The following is a 17,497-nucleotide window of genomic DNA, read 5'->3' on the forward strand; positions in this document are numbered from 1 at the left end:
CGCTCGCCCACGTCCCCCATCACGGTATCCGCGCAGCTCACCCCGGCCGGTTCCCGGGTGGCCGCTCGCCGCTGGAGCCGAGGGCGGCGCGACCCGCGGTCGGCGGTAACGTGGCGGGATCATGTCGACGAGAGCCCGCGGGGGCGGGCCGGAGGGGTACGCGGTGAACGCGGAGCATCCGATCATGGCGGTGCGCGGGGTCGACCTCGTTCGCGGGGGAAGTGTCCTGCTCGACGGGGTGGAGCTGGCGGTGCGCCCCGGCGAGCACTGGGCGCTGCTCGGCCCCAACGGCGCGGGCAAGAGCACACTGCTGGGGCTGCTCGGCGCACACCGGCACCCGACCCGCGGCGAGGTGCACGTCCTCGGTCACCGGCTGGGCCGGGTGGACGTCCGCGAACTGCGCCGGCACATCGGGCACGTCGATCCCCGGCACCCCCTGACCTCGGCGCTGACCGGCCGGCAGGTCGTGCTGACCGGCCTCACGGGCACCGTGCAGCCGCTTCCCCGCTGGCGGCCCACCCCCGACGAGGAGGAGCGGGCCCGCCGCCTGATGGGATCGCTCGGGATCGAGCGCCTGTGGGAGAGCGACTGGACCACGATGTCGCAGGGCGAGCGCGGCCGGCTCCTCATCGCCCGCGCCCTGATGCCCGCGCCGCGGCTGCTGCTCCTCGACGAGCCGGCGACCGGCCTGGACGTCGCCGCCCGGGAGCAGCTGCTCGCGAGCGTCGACCAGCTGCGCCGGGACCACCCCGGGCTCGCCAGCGTGCTCGTCACGCACCATCTGGAGGACCTGCCGGCCAGCACCACGCACGCGCTGCTGCTGCGCCGCGGCCGGGTGGTCGCGTCCGGGCCGGCCGACGCCGTGCTGACGACGGAGGCCGTCAGCGCCTGCTTCGACCACCCGATCGGCATCGAGCGCCGGGCCGGCCGCTGGACGGCGCGGACCGCCCCCATGCCGCCGGCCGCGATCCGCTCGGCGGCCGGCGCCGCCCTGGCGGGGTGAGAGCGGACCTCAGACGGTGAACGGGCGCCACGTCTCGGGTGGAGCCGTGCCGGCACCACCCGCGTCCGTGGAGGCGGGCGCGGGCGCTGCCCAGCGGAACGGCACCCCGGCGGCGACCAGCGGCCACCGGTGCTCCATGAGCTGGAAGCGCACCTGCGGCTCGGTGCAGGCGCCGGAGTTCCCGCAGCGGGCGATCTGCTGCCCGGCGGTGACCCGGTCGCCCGCCGCCACGGTGACCGATCCCCGGCGCAGGTGCCCGAGGAGGGCGTAGCATCCGCCGCCGATGTCGAGGACCACGTGGTTGCCGAGCAGCCCGGCGGGTCCGCGCAGCTCCCGCACGGCGGTCTCGGCCACCATGCCGAGCAGCCACGGCCAGGAGTTGCGGCTGCGGTGGTCGCGCTGCCGGTCGTGCACGCGCAGGACGGTCCCGTCGGCGGGGGCGTGCACGGGGGCGCCGAACCCCGGGAAGTCCTCGGGCGGCCGGGTGAGGGGCCGCCAGCCGATGTCCGGCCGGGTGCCGTCTGCGGGCTCGGCCACGAGCGCGACGGCGTAGGTCTGCCCGTAGGCGTGCGTCCCCTGGCTCGGCACCTGGTCGGCGGGGCTGCTCACCGCCATCCACCGGCCGCGCACCGGAGGCAGCACGGTGCGGGGTTCGCGGTCCACCCGGCCCAGCCGCAGGTAGACGAGCAGCGCCACGGCGAAGAGCGGGAGGCGGCCCCACCAGGACAGGCCCGCGTGGCCGCCGAGCACCAGCACGGCGGTGCCGGCCCACATGAGCGGGATCCGCAGCCGTGCGAGCAGGATCGGAAGGGTCGCGGCGGTGGAGGCGGTCGAGACGCTGGCGGTCTCCGGGGACGGCGGCATGCGCTCATCCTTCCGGACCGCGGTGCCGCTCCGGCACGCTCCGCTGTCGGCCCCGCGCGCCCGCTCGGGCGGGCGCGCGCGTGCTACCGGCCGGTGCCGGGGTCGTCGTCGCGGCGGTCCTGCTCCGGCCTCTCGGCCTCGCGGTCCAGGTAGTCCCGGGCCGCGCCGCTGGCCTTGTCGATGTGCTTGTCGTACTTGCCGCCCGTCTTCTCCTTGGCGGCCTCCGCGGCCCGGTGGATCCCCTCCGCGACCTTCTCCCGGTTCTCACCGGCCGCCTTCTTCAGCTTCTCGAACGCCTCGCCGAGTCCTGCCATGATCGTGGTCCCCCTGTCGTGTCGGACATCACCGGCTGTCGCGGGTGGCCATACCCACTCACCCCGGGTTGACGCGGTCCGGGCGCGGCCGGCCCCGGACCGGGGCTAGATCCCGAGGACGGCGCGCGCGATGGAGAAGTAGATGAGCAGGCCGGTCGCGTCGACCAGCGTGGAGACCAGCGGCGCCGACACCACGGCCGGGTCGACCCCGGCGCGCCGGGCCAGCAGCGGCATGCTGCTGCCGATGATGGCGGCCCAGGTGCACACCGCCGTCACCGAGAGCGCCACCGCCACCGCGATGCGGCCGCCCACCAGGAACGACCCGATGAGCAGCGCGATGGAGGCCAGCAGCAGGCCGAGCAGCAGGCCGACGCGGGACTCCTTCCAGGCGACCCGGGGCAGGTCGCGGATCCGCACCTCGCCGACCGCCAGCGCGCGCACGATCGCCGTCGCCGACTGGGATCCGACGTTGCCGCCGGTCCCGGTCAGCATCGGCACGAACAGCGCGAGCGCCGTCACCTCCTTCAGGACGCCCTCGAACCCCTGCATGACGTTGACCGTGAGTGTCGAGGTCACGATGAGCAGCAGCAGCCAGACCGACCGGGCCCGCGCCAGGCGCAGCACCCCCACGGCCGCGTAGTGCCCGGTGACCGGGCTCGCGCCGGACTGCCGCGCGATGTCCTCGGAGTCGGCGGCCTCGATCAGCTCCAGCGCGTCGTCGAAGGTGAGCAGGCCGACGAACCGGTCCTCGGAGTCGACGACCGGGAGCGCCACGAGGTTGGCCTCCTGCATGAGCCGCGCGGCGTCCTCGGCCGGCTCCGTCGCGCGCACCCGGGGGGCGAAGACGTCCACCACGTCCTTGAGGGGCGTGTCCGCGCTGTTCACCACGAGGTCGCTGAGCTGGACCGTGCCCGCCAGCCGCCGGCCGTCGTCAACGACCGGCAGCGTGTAGACGGTCTCGGCCTCGGCGCCCTTCGCGCGGACCACCTCCAGCGCCCGGCCGACCAGCAGGTCCCGGTGCAGGATGACGGTCTCGGGCGTCATGTATCGGCCGACCGCGCCCTCGGGGTAGCCGAGCAGCGCCGCGGTCATCCGGCGCTCCGCGGGGCTGAGGCCGGCCAGCGCGCGGGTGGCGATCTTGGCGGGGGCCTCGCCGATCAGCCGCGCGCGGTCGTCCGGGTCCATCTGCTCGATCAGCTCGCGGAAGGCGGAGTCGCGCAGCCCGACCAGGATCTCCTGCTGCTGCTGGGGGTCCAGCTCCTCGAAGACCTCCAGTTCGCGGTCCTTGTCCAGCAGCCGGAACGGGACGATGGCGAGGTGGCTGTCCATGCGGGCGAGCTCGTCGGCGATCTCGTAGGGCGGATGCTCGGCCAGCCACAGTCGGATACCGGTCAGATCGTTCGCCTGGACCAGATCGATCAGTTCGACCCGCTCGTCGTCAGCCATGCTGAGCACCCCCTCGTCACCCGTGCGCCGCCGGTCGGCGGCGGATCCGTCAACGCAGCCCCGGGGCACGCGCGGGCCCGCCCGCGGCCGAGGGACGGCCGCGAGCCGCCGGGGTGGGAGGTGATCAGGTGCGGGCCGACACCCGGCTGGAACGAGCACGGCGGCGAGTCGGAGTGTCGAATCCGCGGTTCCGGCCACTGCCGGCGCCCGCGCGGACCGCACAGGCGAGGCGCATCGCAGGGCGCGGTGCCGCTCGTCTGCCCGGGGAACACCCCGACCTTACCGGCACCTCGGGGGCCGGGCGGCACCCCGACAGGCCGCGGGCGCGGGTGGACCGCCCACGGTCCCCCAGCCGTAACACGGTGTTCACACGCGGCGGGCGGAGCGGCGTCAGGAGCGCCAGATCACCACGAGCGCGCAGTCGTCGTTCTTGTCCCTGCTCAGGGTGTCGACGACCTCGTGGGCGCCCTCGCGGAAGCCCTTGGTGACAAGGTGGTCGGCGACCCCGAGGAGGCGGTCGACGCCGGCGTCGAGATCCTCGCCCGGTGTCTCGATCAGGCCGTCGGTGTAGAGCATGATGGCGTCCCCGGGGCGCAGCCGCCCCTTCACCGGGGTGTAGCTCATCTCGGGGATGACACCGAGGACGACGCCCTTGGCGTCGGTCGTGGTCCACGTGCCGGCGCCGCTGTCGAACTGCACCGCCGGCGGGTGGCCCGCCGAGGCGATGAGGTAGTCGCCGCTGACGAGGTCGATGCTGAGGTGCACGGCCGTGACGAACCCCTCCCCCACCGCCGTGCGCATCAGGTAGTCGTTGCAGTGGGCGAGGAAGTCGCCGCTCGGCACGGCGCTGATGAGGCCGCCGAACGCGCCGGAGAGCAGGAGCGCGCGGGTGCCCGCGTCGACCCCCTTGCCGGAGACGTCCACGACCGCGAGGTCGAGCTGGTCGCCGCGGCGTATGGACACCACGAAGTCCCCGCCGAAGGACGATCCGCCGGCCTGCTGGAGGACCGCCTTGGAGCCCCAACCGTCCGGCAGGTCCGGCAGCCGGCCCTGCGCGCGCAGCCGGTCCCGGAGCTCCAGCAGCATCTTCTCGCCGCTGAGCCCCTGCACGCCGAGGCGTTCGCGCACGCCCGAGAGCAGGTAGGCGAGCACGGCGGTCACGCCGATGGTGACGAGCAGGCCGGGGCCGACCTGTCCGAAGTCGAGGGCGAACGCGGTGAACAGCAGCACCGCGGCGACCACGGCCAGCAGGAAGGCGAGGCTCTTGCGCTTGAGCAGCAGCCCGCCGGCGAGCACGGTGAGGATCACGGCGCTGGGCGGGAACCAGCCCGTGGGCCCCCACACGGCGCCGATGCCGATGCCGACCGCGAGCACCACCAGGGTGATGAGCACCAGGCGGTACCGGAAGAGCACCTTGCGCCGCAGCGCCGCGACGGCCCGCTGCGCGAGGGAGCGCACGCGGCGGACGAGTTTGGGAGCGGGCGAGGACCTCATCGCTGCCGCACTGCAGCGAGCGAACCCCACCCCGGCATTCCGCGCAGCCGGCGTCCGGCCGCGGGTGTCCCGTATGCGACCATCCGATATCCACCCAGCGTGCGCACCGAAAACTCCGCAGAACTTCTCATGGTTAAGTATGAGCCGAGAACCGCGCGGACGTCAGGCGTCCCGCGCGGTTTACCCCCGATTCGGCGGGAAATCACGTGGCGGGTCGATCATGAATCCCCGGTTAGGGTCATTCACAATACGCCCGGCCGTTCCGCGCCGTTCCGCGACCCCCGCCGGAGCGGCCGGCGTCGGCGGCCCGTACCCGCCCGGCACGCGTGCCGCCCGGCCCGCCGGAAAAACCGGTGGCGTGCGCCCGCCCGCCCTTGGTAGGGACGGAACATGTCAACCGCACACGGCGGCCACCCTGCCACCCGGTCTTCCGGCGGCCAGGAACCCTGGACCATCCGCCCGATCGTCCCCGACGAACTCCACGACTTCCGGCAGGTCGGCATTGAGGCCATGCTCATGTCGGCCACGCCCGGGCCGCCTCCCGAGGTCTGGCGCCCGCTCATCGAGCCCGACCGTACGCTGGCCGCCTTCGACGGCGCCCGGATCGTCGGGACGACCCTCACGTTCCGCTTCTCGATGACCGTTCCGGGCGGTCCGCGGCCGGTGGCCGGAGTGAGCGGGGTGGGCGTGCTGCCCACGCATCGCCGGCGCGGCGTGCTGAGCGCGCTGATGCGCCGCCAGCTCGCCGACTTGCGGGAGCACGGCGGCGAGGCGGTCGCGGCCCTCTTCGCCAGCGAGGGCGGCATCTACGGCCGGTTCGGATACGGGGCGGCGTCCAGCGGCGTGTCGATCCGGATCGGCCGCGGCGAGGGCGCCCTGCGCGCTGACGCACCGCGCGACCCCGCGCTCCGGCTGCGGCTGACCACCCCCGAGGACGCCGCCAAGGAACTGGCCGTCGTGCACGAGGCCACCATGCGGCAGCGCCCGGGCACATTCGCCCGCGACGAGCGGTGGTGGCGGCGTATCCTGACCGACCCCGAGGAGACCCGGGGCGGCTTCGGCGCCCACACGTGCGTGCTGGTAGAGGACGGCGCGGGACCGCTCGGCTACGCCCTGTACCGGGTCCGGCCGGGGTGGGACGATTACGGTGTGGCCGCCGGCGAGCTGCAGGTGAAGGAGCTGTACGCCACCGCGCCCGCCGCCTACGCGATGCTGTGGGAGCACGTGCTGCAGCGCGATCTGGTCGCCACGGTCACCGCCGACCTCCGACCGCCGGACGACCCGCTGTACCACCTGCTGGCCGACTACTACCGCGCCCGGACGGTCGTCAGCGACGCGCTCTGGATCCGGCTGGTCGACCTGCCGCGCGCCTTGGAGCAACGCGCCTACTCCGCGCCGGTCGACGTGGTCGTGGAGGTGACCGACACGGCGTGCCCATGGAACGCCGGACGCTGGCGGCTGTCCGCCGACCCGCGGGGCGCGGCCTGCGAGCGCACCGAGCGCGAGCCCGACCTGCGGCTGGACGTGGCCGACCTGGGCGCGGCCTACCTGGGCGGCATTCGGCTGGGCGCGCTCGCGGCGGCCGGCCGGGTCACCGAGATCCGCGACCACGCGGTGGCCGAACTCGACGCCGCGCTGTCCTGGCCGCTGCACCCGCACTGCGGCGTCATCTTCTGAGCCGCCGGCGGGCCAGGCCGTCCTTCCCTGTCAGGGGGTTCTCAGCGGCCCGGCCCCGTACTAACGTCGCGGCAGAACGTGAACGGACGAGCGAGGGAAGGGTCGGGCCGATCTCCGGTGGCACGCACGCACATCAGCCTCTCCGCGGCGATGCGGGCGCGCGACGTCTCGCGGCCCCGCCCCGATCCGCCGTCCTCCCCGGCGGGTGATCCCCCCGGGCACGCGGGGTCCGACCCGGTCGCGGGCGACGACGGGCGAGGGCGGTCCGCGCCATCTCGACGGCAGCGCAGCGGCACCGCGGCGTCGCCCGCCGAGTCCCGGCGGACAGCGGCCGGGTCAGACCCTCCGGCAACGCCGCGGGAGACCAACTCCCCGTTCACGCCACGGGAGGCTGTTCCCGACGGACTCGCCGTGCCGCCCGCGCCGGGCGGCGGTCGGCGGCGCCGGCGCCGCCGGCGGTAACAGCCGCGCGGGACGGGGTCCGGCCGGCCGTGTGTCACGGCAGCGGCGGCAGCTCCCCGGTCGCCTCGTAGCGGCTCATCATCTCGATGCGCCGGGTGTGCCGCGCCTCGCCGCTGTACGGAGTGCCAAGGAAGGTCTCGACGAACCGGGTCGCGTCCTCGCGGGAGTGCAGCCGCGCCCCGACGCTGACGACGTTGGCGTCGTTGTGCTGGCGGGCGAGCTCGGCGGTCTCGACGCTCCACACCAGCGCGGCCCGCACGCCGCTGACCTTGTTCGCGGCGATCTGCTCGCCGTTGCCGGAACCGCCGATCACGATCCCCAGCGCCCCCTCGTCGCGGGCGACCCCCTCGGCCGCGCGCATCACGAACGGCGGGTAGTCGTCGGCGGGGTCGTAGTGGGCCGGGCCGGCGTCCACCACGTCGTGGCCCCGCTCCTTCAGCCAGGAGACGAGGTGCTCCTTGAGCTCGAAGCCTGCATGGTCGGATCCAAGATAAACACGCACGGCCCCAGTCTGGCAGGTCAGCCGGGTGGCCGTGGCCCGGGGCCCGGCGGCGCGGCCGCCGGATCCCCGACGGCCGGCGCGGCCGCTCCGGCACTCGCCGGGCATCCGGGCCGGGCGGCGCTATCCCCAGGGGATCCCGGTCGCGACCGTGGCGATGGCCAGTCCCACCACGCCGAAGACGACCATCGAGAGCACCGCGATGGCGTTCGCCAGCACCATGGCCTTGATGTCCGCACTCAGGGGTCCGGCCTTGGACTCCAACGGCTTGCTCAACTCACACCTCGACTAGCGTCACCGAACGTTGTCGCTCGGCATTGTGGCACAGGTCAGCGGGCACGCGGCCCCGACCCCACGGTATGCGCCCGCAGGCCACCGGCTACGCCGGGAGCTGGATGGCCTTCGTCTCACAGAACTCCTCCAGCCCCGCCACGCCCCACTCCCGGCCGACTCCCGACTGCTTGTACCCCCCGAACGGCGCGAGCGGGTTGAAGGCGCCGCCGTTGACCTGGACCTGGCCGGCGCGCAGCCGACGGGCGACGGTGAGGGCCCGCTCGTCGTCGGGGGCCCACACCGCGGCGGCCAGCCCGTAGACGGTGTCGTTGGCGATCCGCACGGCGTCCTCCTCGGAGGAGTAGCTGATCATCGTGAGGACCGGCCCGAAGATCTCCTCCTGGGCGATGCGCATGTCGTTGCGCACCCCGGCGAACACCGTGGGCCGCACGTAGTAGCCCGTCGGCAGGTCCTCGGGCGGCTCCGCACCGCCGGCCACGAGCCGCGCGCCTTCGGAGACGCCCAGTTCGATGTAGCCGCGCACCCGGTCCCGCTGGACCCGGGACACCACCGGCCCCATCCGGACGCCCTCGGCGAACGGGTCGCCGGGGCGGTGGCGGGCGGCGAACCCGGCCGCGAGCTCCACGGCGGCGTCGTAGGAGTCGCGGTGCACCAGCATGCGGGTCAGCGCGTTGCAGCTCTGCCCGCTGTTGCGCATGACGCCGGCGACGCCGGACTCGACCGCGCGGGCGAGGTCGGCGCCGGGCAGGATGACGTTGGGCGACTTGCCGCCGAGCTCCAGCGCCACCTTCTTGACGGTGGCCGCGGCGAGTTCGGACACCCGCCGGCCGGCCCGGCCGGAGCCGGTGAAGGAGACCATGTCGACGCCGGGGTGCGCGGCGAGGGCCTCGCCGACCACCGGACCGCTCCCGGACACCAGGTTGAGGACACCCGGCGGCAGGCCGGCGTCGTGCAGGATCTCGGTGAGGGCGTAGGCGGCCAGCGGCGCCACCTCGCTGGGTTTGAGGACCACGGTGTTGCCGGCTGCCAGCGCCGGGACGGCCTTCAGCACGATCTGGTGCAGCGGGTAGTTCCAGGGGGTGATGGCGCCGACCACCCCGTAGGGCTCGCGCACGACCAGGGAGGTGCCGACCCGCTCCCCCTGGAAGAAGCGCCCGCCCACCTCGCCGGCCACCAGGTCGAGGAAGGTGCGGAACATGGTGAGGGGGAGGCCGGTCTGCACCTTGCTCGCGAAGGGCAGCGGCGCGCCCATGTCGGTGGCGATGGTGCGGGCGACGTCGTCGGCGCGCTGCCGGAGCAGCGTGAACGCCCGGGTGAGGTGGCCGTGCCGCTCGGCCGGGGTGAGCGCGGCCCAGGCGGGGAAGGCCGCGCGGGCGGCGGCCACGGCGCGCTCGACGTCCGCGGGGTCGCCGGCGGGGACCCGGTCGACGACCTCCTCGGTGGCGGGGTTCACGACGTCGATGGTCTCGGGGGCCGCGGAGCTCGTCCACGCTCCGCCGATGTAGAGGGATCGCATACCGGCTCCCCTTCCCCGCTACGGCGGAGGGCTACCTTCCGTCACTCCCGTCCCCCCGGCACGTGCGCACCGGGGAGCCGCGGTCGGCGGCTCCCCGGCGGCCGTCACGCCCAGTGCGGGGGGCGGTCCTCCAGCAGGCGGGCGGTGTCGTCGGGGTCGGGGGCCCGCTCGCCCCACCCCGCACCGCGCTCGTCACCGGTGACGTCGGGCAGGATGTCCAGGTCGTCGTCGAACATCTCGACCGGGCGCTCGTCGTCAGGGGAGCTCATCGCTCGTGCCCTCCACTGGGGTGTCTCGGCTACTCGAAGATGGGGTCGCGGGTGCGGCTGCGCTTCAGCTCGAAGAAGCCGTCGGTGCCCGCCACCAGCAGGACGCCGTCCCACAGCCGGCCGGCCGCCTCGCCCTTGGGCGCGGGACTGACCACCGGGCCGAAGAAGGAGACGCCCTCGACCGAGATCACCGGGGTGCCGACCTCCTGACCGACCCGGTCGATCCCGTCCGCGTGGGACGCGCGCACGGCCTCATCGTAGTCAGTGGACCCGGCCGCCTCGATCAGCTCCGCCGGCAGTCCGGCGTCGGCGAGCGCCGCGGCGATGGTGTCGGTGCCGCGCGGCTCCTTGCGGTTGTGGAACCGGGTGCCCAGCGCCGTGTACAGCGGTCCGAGCACCTCGGAGCCGTGCCGCTGCTCGGCGGCGGCGCACACCCGCACCGGGGCCCACGCGTCGGCGAGCAGCCGCCGGTACTCCTCGGGGACGTCCTTGTCCTCGTTGAGGACGGACAGGCTCATCACGTGCCAGCGGGTCTGGACCGGCCGGACCTTCTCGACCTCCAGCAGCCAGCGCGAGGTCATCCACGCCCACGGGCAGACGGGGTCGAACCACAGATCGACCGGTGTGCGGTGTTCAGTCACGCTCGTCTTCCTCACGTCCTCGGCGCACAGAGCGGGGAGCCGGTCGCGGCGGAGTGGCGCATGGCCGCATGCGGCTCCTTCCACCATCAGCCAACCGCCGTGGTGGGTTCCGCATTCCGCGGGCATGCGTGGCAGGATCGATTCCGCAATGCATCCGAGGTCGCCACGGGTGCCGCCGTCCGCGGCACCCGGCGGCCATCGACCACGGCCGGCGAGGACGGCGGCCCTGAAGGGAGCGGTACGTGGCGGGCAACCTGACGCGCGACGAGGCGAGGGAACGGGCTCGGATCCTCGACGTCACCTCCTACGACGTCGAGCTCGACCTCACCGGAGGCGATCAGACGTTCGCGTCGACCACCGTCATCCGGTTCGACAGCTCGGAGCCGGGAGCGCGCACCTTCGTGGACCTCGTCGCGCCCCGGGTGCGGTCCGTGGAGCTGAACGGCCGCGCGCTCGACCCCGCCGAGGTGGTCGCCGACGGGCGCATCGCCCTCCCCGAGCTGGCGGCGAGCAACGAGCTGCGCGTGGTGGCCGACGCCGCCTACATGCGCACCGGCGAGGGCCTGCACCGCTTCGTCGACCCCGTGGACGGCAACGCCTACCTGTACACGCAGTTCGAGACGGCCGACGCGCACCGGATGTACGCGTGCTTCGACCAGCCGGACCTGAAGGCGACCTTCGAGCTCACGGTCCTGGCCCCGGCGGACTTCGAGGTGGTCTCCAACACCGCTCCGGACGCCGTCCGGGAGCCGGTGGCCGACGCGGACCGGCCCAAGGCGCGCTGGCACTTCCCGCCGACGAAGCCGCTGTCCACCTACGTCACCGCGCTTATCGCCGGGCCCTACCACGCGGTGCGCGACGAGCACGACGGCATCCCGCTGGGCGTGTACTGCCGCGCCTCCCTGGCCGAGCACCTGGACGCCGACGCCATCCTGGAGGTCACCAAGCAGGGCTTCGACTTCTACCACGGGCTGTTCGACCTGCGGTACCCGTTCGAGAAGTACGACCAGCTGTTCGTCCCGGAGTTCAACGCCGGCGCCATGGAGAACGCGGGCGCGGTGACGTTCCTGGAGGACTACGTCTTCCGCTCGCGGGTGACCGACGCCCGCTACGAGCGGCGCGCCGAGACCATCCTGCACGAGATGGCGCACATGTGGTTCGGCGACCTCGTCACCATGCGCTGGTGGGACGACCTGTGGCTGAACGAGTCGTTCGCGACGTTCGCCAGCGTGTACTGCCAGGCCGAGGCCACGCGGTGGCAGGACGCCTGGACCACCTTCGCCAACGTCGAGAAGGCGTGGGCACTGCGCCAGGACCAGCTGCCCTCGACCCACCCCATCGCCGCGGACATCCCCGACATGCAGGCCGTCGAGGTGAACTTCGACGGCATCACCTACGCCAAGGGCGCCTCGGTGCTCAAGCAGCTGGTGGCCTACGTCGGCGTCGACGCGTTCTTCGCCGGGGTGCGCGCCTACTTCGCCGAGCACGCGTGGGGCAACACGGAGCTGGGCGACCTGCTCCGCCAGCTGGAGGCGGCGTCCGGCCGCGACCTGTCCACGTGGTCGCGGGAGTGGCTGGAGACCGCCGGCGTCAACACGATGCGGCCGGAGTTCACCGTCGGCGAGGACGGCGCCTTCACCTCCTTCGCCGTGCTGCAGGAGGCCGCTCCCGAGCACCCGACCCTGCGCTCGCACCGGCTGGCCATCGGGCTGTACGACCGCACCTCGGACGGCATCGTGCGCCGCGAGCGGGTGGAGCTGGACGTCGCGGGCGAGCGGACCGAGGTGCCGCAGCTGGTCGGGCACGCCCAGCCGGACCTCGTGCTCGTGAACGACGACGACCTGACGTTCACCAAGATCCGGCTGGACGAGCGCTCGCTGCGCACGGTGATCGAGTCGATCGGCGACATCCGCGGCTCGCTGCCGCGGGCGCTGGGCTTCTCGGCCGCGTGGGACATGACCCGCGACGCCGAAATGGCCGCCCGCGACTACGTCAGCCTCGTCATCTCGGGCATCGGCGGGGTCACCGACGTCTCCGTGGCGCAGATGCTGCTGCGCCAGGCGGTGTCGGCGCTGTACAACTACGCCGACCCGAAGTCGCGCGACGCCGGCTTCGCCCGGCTCGCCGACCGGCTGCGCGACCTGCTCACCGCCGCCGAGCCCGGCAGCGACCTGCAGCTGGTCTACGCGCAGGGCTTCGCCGACGCCGCCGTGTCCGGTGAGCACCTGTCGCTGCTGCAGGGACTGCTCGACGGCGCTATCACGGTGGAGGGCCTGGCCATCGACACCGACCTGCGGTGGACGCTGCTGCGCCGGCTCGTGGCGCGCGGCCAGGCCGGCGAGGCGGAGATCGCGGCCGAACTGGAGTCCGACCCCACGGCCGCCGGCGAGCGTTCCGCGGCCGGCTGCCGGGCGGCGATCCCCACGGTGGAGGCGAAGGCGCTGACGTGGGACCGGCTGCGCTCGGCCGAGAAGATGGCCAACGCGGAGTTCCGCGCGACGCTGCTCGGCTTCTCGGAGCCGGCGCACGCCGAGCTGCTGCGCCCCTACCGCGACCGCTACTTCGCGCTGGTCGGCGAGGCGTGGCGGAACTGGACGGGCGAGTTCGCGCAGACCTTCGCCGAACTCGCCTACCCGGGCTCCCTGATCGAGGAGGAGACACTGCGCGCGACGGACGCCTACATCGAGCAGGAGCGGCCGGCCCCGGCGCTGCGCCGGCTGCTCATCGAGGGCCGCGCCGGCGTGGAGCGCGCGCTGCGCGCCCGGGCGAAGGACGCCGCGGCCGGCTAGTCCGGTCCGCCGTGTGACGGCCGCCGCGCCCGGCGCGGCGGCCGTCCGCTGTCCCGGGTGCCCTCGTGCGGTCCGGCGGCTACCGCGGGTCGGTGAGGGGCCGCAGGGCCCGGCGCAGCGACGCGGTGAGCCGCGGATCGACCATCAGCTCGTCCAGCAGCACCGGCTCCCCCTCGGCGTTGGTGAGCGGGATCCGCCAGTTGGGGTACTCGTCGCTCGTCCCGGGCTGGTTCTGCATGCGGCGTTCCCCGACCGCGTCGGCGAGGGCGACGCCCACCATCCGGGAGGGGGTGCGCGCCAGGTAGGCGTGCAGCGCGGCCACCACGGCGGTGGGCTGGGAGACGGGGTCGGTGTCGGGGTCGAGCAACCCCAGGCGGACGAGCATGTCGCAGAACGCGGCGACGTGCGCCTCGGCGTCGGCGCGCTCCTCGGCCGCGGACCGGGTGAGCAGGCCGAGCCGGTCGCGCAGGTCGACGTGCTCGGTGGACAGGTAGGACACCACGGGCGGCAGGTCGTGGGTGGCGACCGTGGCGAGGCAGTCGGTGCGCCACTCCTCGGGGCGGCGCGGCCTGCCGTCGCCGTCGCGCTCGAACCAGAGCACGGAGGTGCCGAGCACGCCGCGGTCGGCGAGGTGGCGCTGGACCCACGGTTCCACGGTGCCGAGGTCCTCCCCCACGACTACGGCATCGGCCTCCCGGGCGGCCAGCAGCAGGGAGCCGACCATGGCCTCGTGGTCGTAGCGCACGTAGGTGCCCTGCGCGGGCGACGCGCCGGCGGGCACCCACCACAGTCGGAACAGGCCCATGACGTGGTCCACCCGGATGCCGCCGGCGTGCCGCATCGCCTGGCGGAGCTGGCCGGACAGCGGCTCGTAGCCCCGCTCGGCCAGCAGCACGGGGTGCCACGGGGGCTGCGCCCAGTCCTGGCCCTGCTGGTTGTACTCGTCGGGCGGCGCGCCGACGGTGACGCCGCCCGCCAGCACGTCCCGGTGCGTCCAGGCGTCGGCGCCGCCGCTCTGCACGCCGACCGCGAGGTCGTGCATGACGCCGATCGGCATCCCGGCGGCGCGGGCGGCGGCCTGGGCGGCGGCCAGCTGCTCGTCGATGATCCACTGGGTCCACCGGTGGAAGTCGATCCGCGGCCAGCAGCGCAGCGCTTCCTCGGCGACCTGCGGCGCCCCGGCGTCGCGCAGCCGGGCCGGCCACGTCCGGTAGTCGTGGCCGTACTCCTCGGCGATGACGCACCAGGTCGCGTACTCCACCAGGGCGGGGCCCTCCCGTTCCAGGAAGGCGGCGAGCGCGGCCTCACGGGCGGGCGTACGCGGTACCTGGTACAGGATCTCCAGCGCGGCGCGCTTGGCCGGCCACACGACGTCGCGGTCCAGCAGGTCGGCGGTGTGCCCGCGGTCGCGCAGCGGGCGGGCCAGCCGCTGGATGGCCTCCCGCTGGGTGGGGTCCAGGCGCGCGTACTCCGGCACGTCCTCGATCCGCACGTAGAGCGGGCTGGTGTAGCGGCGGCTCACCGGCAGGTAGGGCGACGGCTCGATGGGCGTGGTCGGCTCGGTGGCGTGGATGGGGTTGATGAGGGTGAACGCCGCCTGGAGGTCGCGGGCGCTCCAGTCGGCGAGCTCGGCGAGGTCGCGCAGATCGCCCATCCCCCAGGACGCCCGGGAGCGCAGCGAGTAGAGCTGCACCATCAGCCCCCACACGCGGCGGTCGCGGACCTCGGCGGGCGGCTCCAGCCGGTCCGGCACCACCAGCAGCGGTGCCGTGGCGGTGCGGCCGGCGCGCTCGACGTGCAGCAGGTGGCGGCCGAGGGGGAGGTCGGCCCCGGGCTTGGTCCACGCCCCGGTGTCCAGCTCGACCTGGGCGTGGTCGCGGGCCGCCGCGGGCAGTTCGGGAGTGCGGCCCAGGCGCGCCACGACCGCCGGCGGCAGCAGCCGGGCGGCCGCGTGTGCGCGGTGCTCCCGCAGCGCCGCGGCCGGCCGGGCCGCGTCGACGCCGAGGGCGGCCAGCACGTGCCGCAGCGTGTCGACGGACACGGGGACCCGCACGCCGCGCCAGTCCGCGTAGGACGTCGCGACGCCGAACTCCTCCGCCAGTTGGACCAGGTCGGCATCACTCACAGCCACCGATCATGCCCTACGCGTCCCCATGGCCGGGGGCGCGCCCGTGCTCGTGTTCGTAAAGGTGTTCCGGGGCCGCGGTCTCGCCTGGGTAGCGGCGTCCTGCCCCGGTGGCCCGTCGGCGTCCCAGGGGAACCGCACCCATTACCGACAGCCGGGCACCACGCCTTGCGCCAGGTTGTTCAGGCCTTCATGGATACCGGTACCGACGAGCATTCCTCCGGTTGGCCCTATCAGCAGCACCCGCCCCGCCCGTGACCGGCGAGGGCGGCTCCGTCACCGTGGAGGATGCCGACAGGGGATGCGACACTTTCGGCGACTCGGAAAGCGGGGCAGACGCACGAGGCCCCAACAAACCCATCCTGGTATCCAGCTGAAAAGGACCCGGTGACGACCAAGGCGGGCGGGCCTACTGTGGTTACTCGATTCCGGAAGGCGGAGCCAGCAGGACGTCCCTGATGATCTACCAGCCCCGACGCCCGGAAGCGCGGTTCTCCCCAGCACGTCTTCGCGCAAGGGCGCGAACCTCGCCTCGCATGGTGGCGTTCTCGCTTGCTCCGCCCGGCGAGTAGTTCCGATTCGCGGCGGATGTCCAGGGTGTCCCGGCACAGCAGGCAGCGGTGGACCGGGTGGGGCCCGCGGGACGTGCGGGGCGCCGCCGCGTGGCCGCTCCCGGCCGGGCCCGGGCGGGCGGTTCCGCGGCGCCGGGCCGCCCCCGCCCCGCGGCAGTGCGCGCCTCCGCGCTCAGCGGCCGCTCCGCGCCCCGGGCGGGCGCCGCCCGGCCTCGCCGCGGTGGGAGCGCCGCGCCGGCCGGGGCCCGGCGCCCGGGCCACCACCAGGAAAAGCACCTGAGTTCGTCGGTACGGCCCGGCATAATCCGAGAAGTGCTGCGTTCGTACCGTCGGCTGCTCGACGTTCCCCATCTCCCGCTCCTGCTCTTCTGGTCGCTGTTCGCCCGGCTGCACGTCGGCGGACTGGCGATCGCCGTCACCTTCCTGGTCGCCGGGTGGACGGGCTCCTACGCGCTGGCCGGCGTGGTGGCGGGCGGCCTCACCATCGGCACCGCGCTCGCGGGGCCGATGCGGGGACGGATGGCCGACACCCGCGCCACCGACCGGCTGATGCTGATGTGCGGGCTGGTCTTCGCGGGGGGCCTGCTGGCCATCCTGCTGCTGCCCGCCCGGCTGTGGTGGCTGTCGATCCCGCTGGCAGTGGCCACCGGACTGTTCCAGCCGCCGGCCAGCCAGATCGGGCGGGCGCTGTGGCCCCGGATCACGACAGGGCCGGTCCGCGACACCATGTACGCGACGGAGGCCACCCTCCAGGAGCTGCTGTTCATCGTCGGCCCGCTCCTCGCGGCCGCCACCGTCGGGCTGGCCGGGGCGCAATTCGCGGTCGGGCTGATGGCTGCCATCGCCCTGATCGGCTCGGTGGGCTTCGCCGTGGCACTGCGGCGGACCGGCCTCGCGCGGGTCCCCGACAGCGGGAGGACCGGCCCGGCCGAACCACAGCGCCGCTCGCTGATGGCCCGGCCGCCGCTCGCGCTGATCGCGCTCGTCTGCCTGCTGCTCGCGGGCGGGCTGGGCGCGGTCGACCTCGTGATCGTCGCATGGGCCCGCGAGCTGGGCACGCCCGGGCTCGCGGGCGGCGTGGCGGCGGTGTGGGCGGCGGGATCCGCGATCGGCGGCCTCACGGCCGGAGCGCTGGCCGGAACGCCGCGGCTGCCCCGGCGCGCCTTCGCCGCCGCGCTGGGGCTCGCGCTCGTGCTGCCCCTGCTGCCGCCGCTGGCCACCCTGCCCTCGCCGTGGCTGGTCGCGCCGGGGTTCTTCGTCGCCGGCCTCGCGATCGCCCCCACCCTGGCGGCGGCCATGACCCGGCTCGGTGAACTCGCGCCGGAGCACCGCCGCGCCGAGGCGTTCGGATGGCTGACCACGGCGACGACCACGGGGGTGTCGCTGGCCGCGCCGCTGGCCGGCTGGCTGGTCGACACCGGCGGTCCCGCCAGCGGCGTGGCCGGTGCGACCGTCCTGGCGGCGGCCGCCGCCGTCCTCACGCTGTTCGTCCCCGGGTCCCCCGCCCGGCCGGGGAGCACCGCGTGAGGCTC

General features: G+C 74.4%; 14 protein-coding genes. 4 read left to right on the plus strand and 10 right to left on the minus strand.

Features of this window, described 5'->3' with window-relative positions; translation table 11 throughout:
• Positions 1-184: 184 nt before the first annotated feature.
• Complete coding sequence (locus DEF28_RS09685; RefSeq protein WP_114397756.1) at positions 185-1,003, plus strand: ABC transporter ATP-binding protein; 819 nt, start codon at positions 185-187, stop codon at positions 1,001-1,003.
• A gap of 9 nt (positions 1,004-1,012) precedes the next feature.
• Here the strand turns inward: DEF28_RS09685 and DEF28_RS09690 are convergent, their stop codons facing one another.
• The 4 genes from DEF28_RS09690 to DEF28_RS09705 form a co-directional block, all read right to left on the minus strand.
• Positions 1,013-1,867: a M23 family metallopeptidase gene (locus DEF28_RS09690; protein ID WP_181874285.1), complete on the minus strand. Its 855-nt coding sequence runs from the start codon at positions 1,865-1,867 to the stop codon at positions 1,013-1,015.
• Between the two features lie 83 nt (positions 1,868-1,950).
• The gene (locus DEF28_RS09695) at positions 1,951-2,181 is read right to left on the minus strand and encodes an antitoxin (RefSeq protein WP_114397738.1); all 231 of its coding nucleotides are present in this window, start codon (positions 2,179-2,181) and stop codon (positions 1,951-1,953) included.
• Between the two features lie 105 nt (positions 2,182-2,286).
• Entirely contained in the window at positions 2,287-3,627 is a 1,341-nt protein-coding gene (gene mgtE, locus DEF28_RS09700) for a magnesium transporter (protein ID WP_114397758.1), read from the minus strand.
• 390 nt (positions 3,628-4,017) lie between these two features.
• Positions 4,018-5,121, minus strand: a complete 1,104-nt coding sequence (locus tag DEF28_RS09705) for a PP2C family protein-serine/threonine phosphatase (RefSeq protein WP_114397739.1) — start codon at positions 5,119-5,121, stop codon at positions 4,018-4,020.
• Between the two features lie 390 nt (positions 5,122-5,511).
• Here DEF28_RS09705 and DEF28_RS09710 point away from each other — a divergent pair, with 390 nt between their 5' ends.
• Positions 5,512-6,798, plus strand: a complete 1,287-nt coding sequence (locus DEF28_RS09710) for a GNAT family N-acetyltransferase (RefSeq protein ID WP_114397740.1) — start codon at positions 5,512-5,514, stop codon at positions 6,796-6,798.
• A 496-nt stretch (positions 6,799-7,294) separates the two neighbouring features.
• On the opposite strand, the gene DEF28_RS09715 is transcribed toward DEF28_RS09710, so the two are convergent.
• The 5 genes from DEF28_RS09715 to DEF28_RS09725 all read right to left on the minus strand — a co-directional run bounded on the left by DEF28_RS09715 (position 7,295) and on the right by DEF28_RS09725 (position 10,479).
• Positions 7,295-7,762 (minus strand): ribose-5-phosphate isomerase, encoded by a 468-nt coding sequence (locus tag DEF28_RS09715; protein ID WP_114397759.1) that lies wholly within the window; start codon positions 7,760-7,762, stop codon positions 7,295-7,297.
• 120 nt (positions 7,763-7,882) lie between these two features.
• Positions 7,883-8,035 (minus strand): hypothetical protein, encoded by a 153-nt coding sequence (locus DEF28_RS28020; protein WP_181874286.1) that lies wholly within the window; start codon positions 8,033-8,035, stop codon positions 7,883-7,885.
• A 103-nt stretch (positions 8,036-8,138) separates the two neighbouring features.
• Complete coding sequence (locus DEF28_RS09720) at positions 8,139-9,569, minus strand: aldehyde dehydrogenase family protein (protein ID WP_114397741.1); 1,431 nt, start codon at positions 9,567-9,569, stop codon at positions 8,139-8,141.
• Positions 9,570-9,673: 104 nt separating this feature from the next.
• A complete protein-coding gene (locus DEF28_RS28025; protein ID WP_181874287.1) occupies positions 9,674-9,838 on the minus strand; it encodes a hypothetical protein in 165 nt (54 codons plus the stop codon).
• A gap of 29 nt (positions 9,839-9,867) precedes the next feature.
• Positions 9,868-10,479, minus strand: coding sequence for a mycothiol-dependent nitroreductase Rv2466c family protein (locus DEF28_RS09725; protein WP_114397742.1), 612 nt, complete (start codon positions 10,477-10,479; stop codon positions 9,868-9,870).
• A 242-nt stretch (positions 10,480-10,721) separates the two neighbouring features.
• Here DEF28_RS09725 and pepN point away from each other — a divergent pair, with 242 nt between their 5' ends.
• On the plus strand, positions 10,722-13,268 hold the full coding sequence (gene pepN / locus DEF28_RS09730; protein WP_114397743.1) for an aminopeptidase N: 2,547 nt from the start codon (positions 10,722-10,724) through the stop codon (positions 13,266-13,268).
• A 79-nt stretch (positions 13,269-13,347) separates the two neighbouring features.
• On the opposite strand, the gene malQ is transcribed toward pepN, so the two are convergent.
• Positions 13,348-15,393, minus strand: coding sequence for a 4-alpha-glucanotransferase (gene malQ / locus DEF28_RS09735; protein WP_114397744.1), 2,046 nt, complete (start codon positions 15,391-15,393; stop codon positions 13,348-13,350).
• Between the two features lie 884 nt (positions 15,394-16,277).
• Between malQ and DEF28_RS09740 the strand changes: the two genes are divergently transcribed.
• On the plus strand, positions 16,278-17,492 hold the full coding sequence (locus tag DEF28_RS09740) for an MFS transporter (RefSeq protein WP_114397745.1): 1,215 nt from the start codon (positions 16,278-16,280) through the stop codon (positions 17,490-17,492).
• The last annotated feature ends 5 nt before the right edge of the window (positions 17,493-17,497 follow it).

Source organism: Marinitenerispora sediminis (assembly GCF_003336425.1).
In the GTDB taxonomy this organism is placed as follows: domain Bacteria; phylum Actinomycetota; class Actinomycetes; order Streptosporangiales; family Streptosporangiaceae; genus Marinitenerispora; species Marinitenerispora sediminis.

What these genes read in the sequence shown, in the direction of transcription:
- DEF28_RS09695 (WP_114397738.1), bottom strand. Translation starts at nt 2,181, where the DNA reads ATGGCAGGACTCGGCGAGGCGTTCGAGAAGCTGAAGAAGGCGGCCGGT.
- DEF28_RS09705 (WP_114397739.1), bottom strand. Translation starts at nt 5,121, where the DNA reads ATGAGGTCCTCGCCCGCTCCCAAACTCGTCCGCCGCGTGCGCTCCCTC.
- mgtE (WP_114397758.1), bottom strand. Translation starts at nt 3,627, where the DNA reads ATGGCTGACGACGAGCGGGTCGAACTGATCGATCTGGTCCAGGCGAAC.
- DEF28_RS28025 (WP_181874287.1), bottom strand. Translation starts at nt 9,838, where the DNA reads ATGAGCTCCCCTGACGACGAGCGCCCGGTCGAGATGTTCGACGACGAC.
- DEF28_RS09685 (WP_114397756.1), top strand. Translation starts at nt 185, where the DNA reads ATGGCGGTGCGCGGGGTCGACCTCGTTCGCGGGGGAAGTGTCCTGCTC.
- DEF28_RS09690 (WP_181874285.1), bottom strand. Translation starts at nt 1,867, where the DNA reads ATGCCGCCGTCCCCGGAGACCGCCAGCGTCTCGACCGCCTCCACCGCC.
- DEF28_RS09710 (WP_114397740.1), top strand. Translation starts at nt 5,512, where the DNA reads ATGTCAACCGCACACGGCGGCCACCCTGCCACCCGGTCTTCCGGCGGC.
- DEF28_RS09720 (WP_114397741.1), bottom strand. Translation starts at nt 9,569, where the DNA reads ATGCGATCCCTCTACATCGGCGGAGCGTGGACGAGCTCCGCGGCCCCC.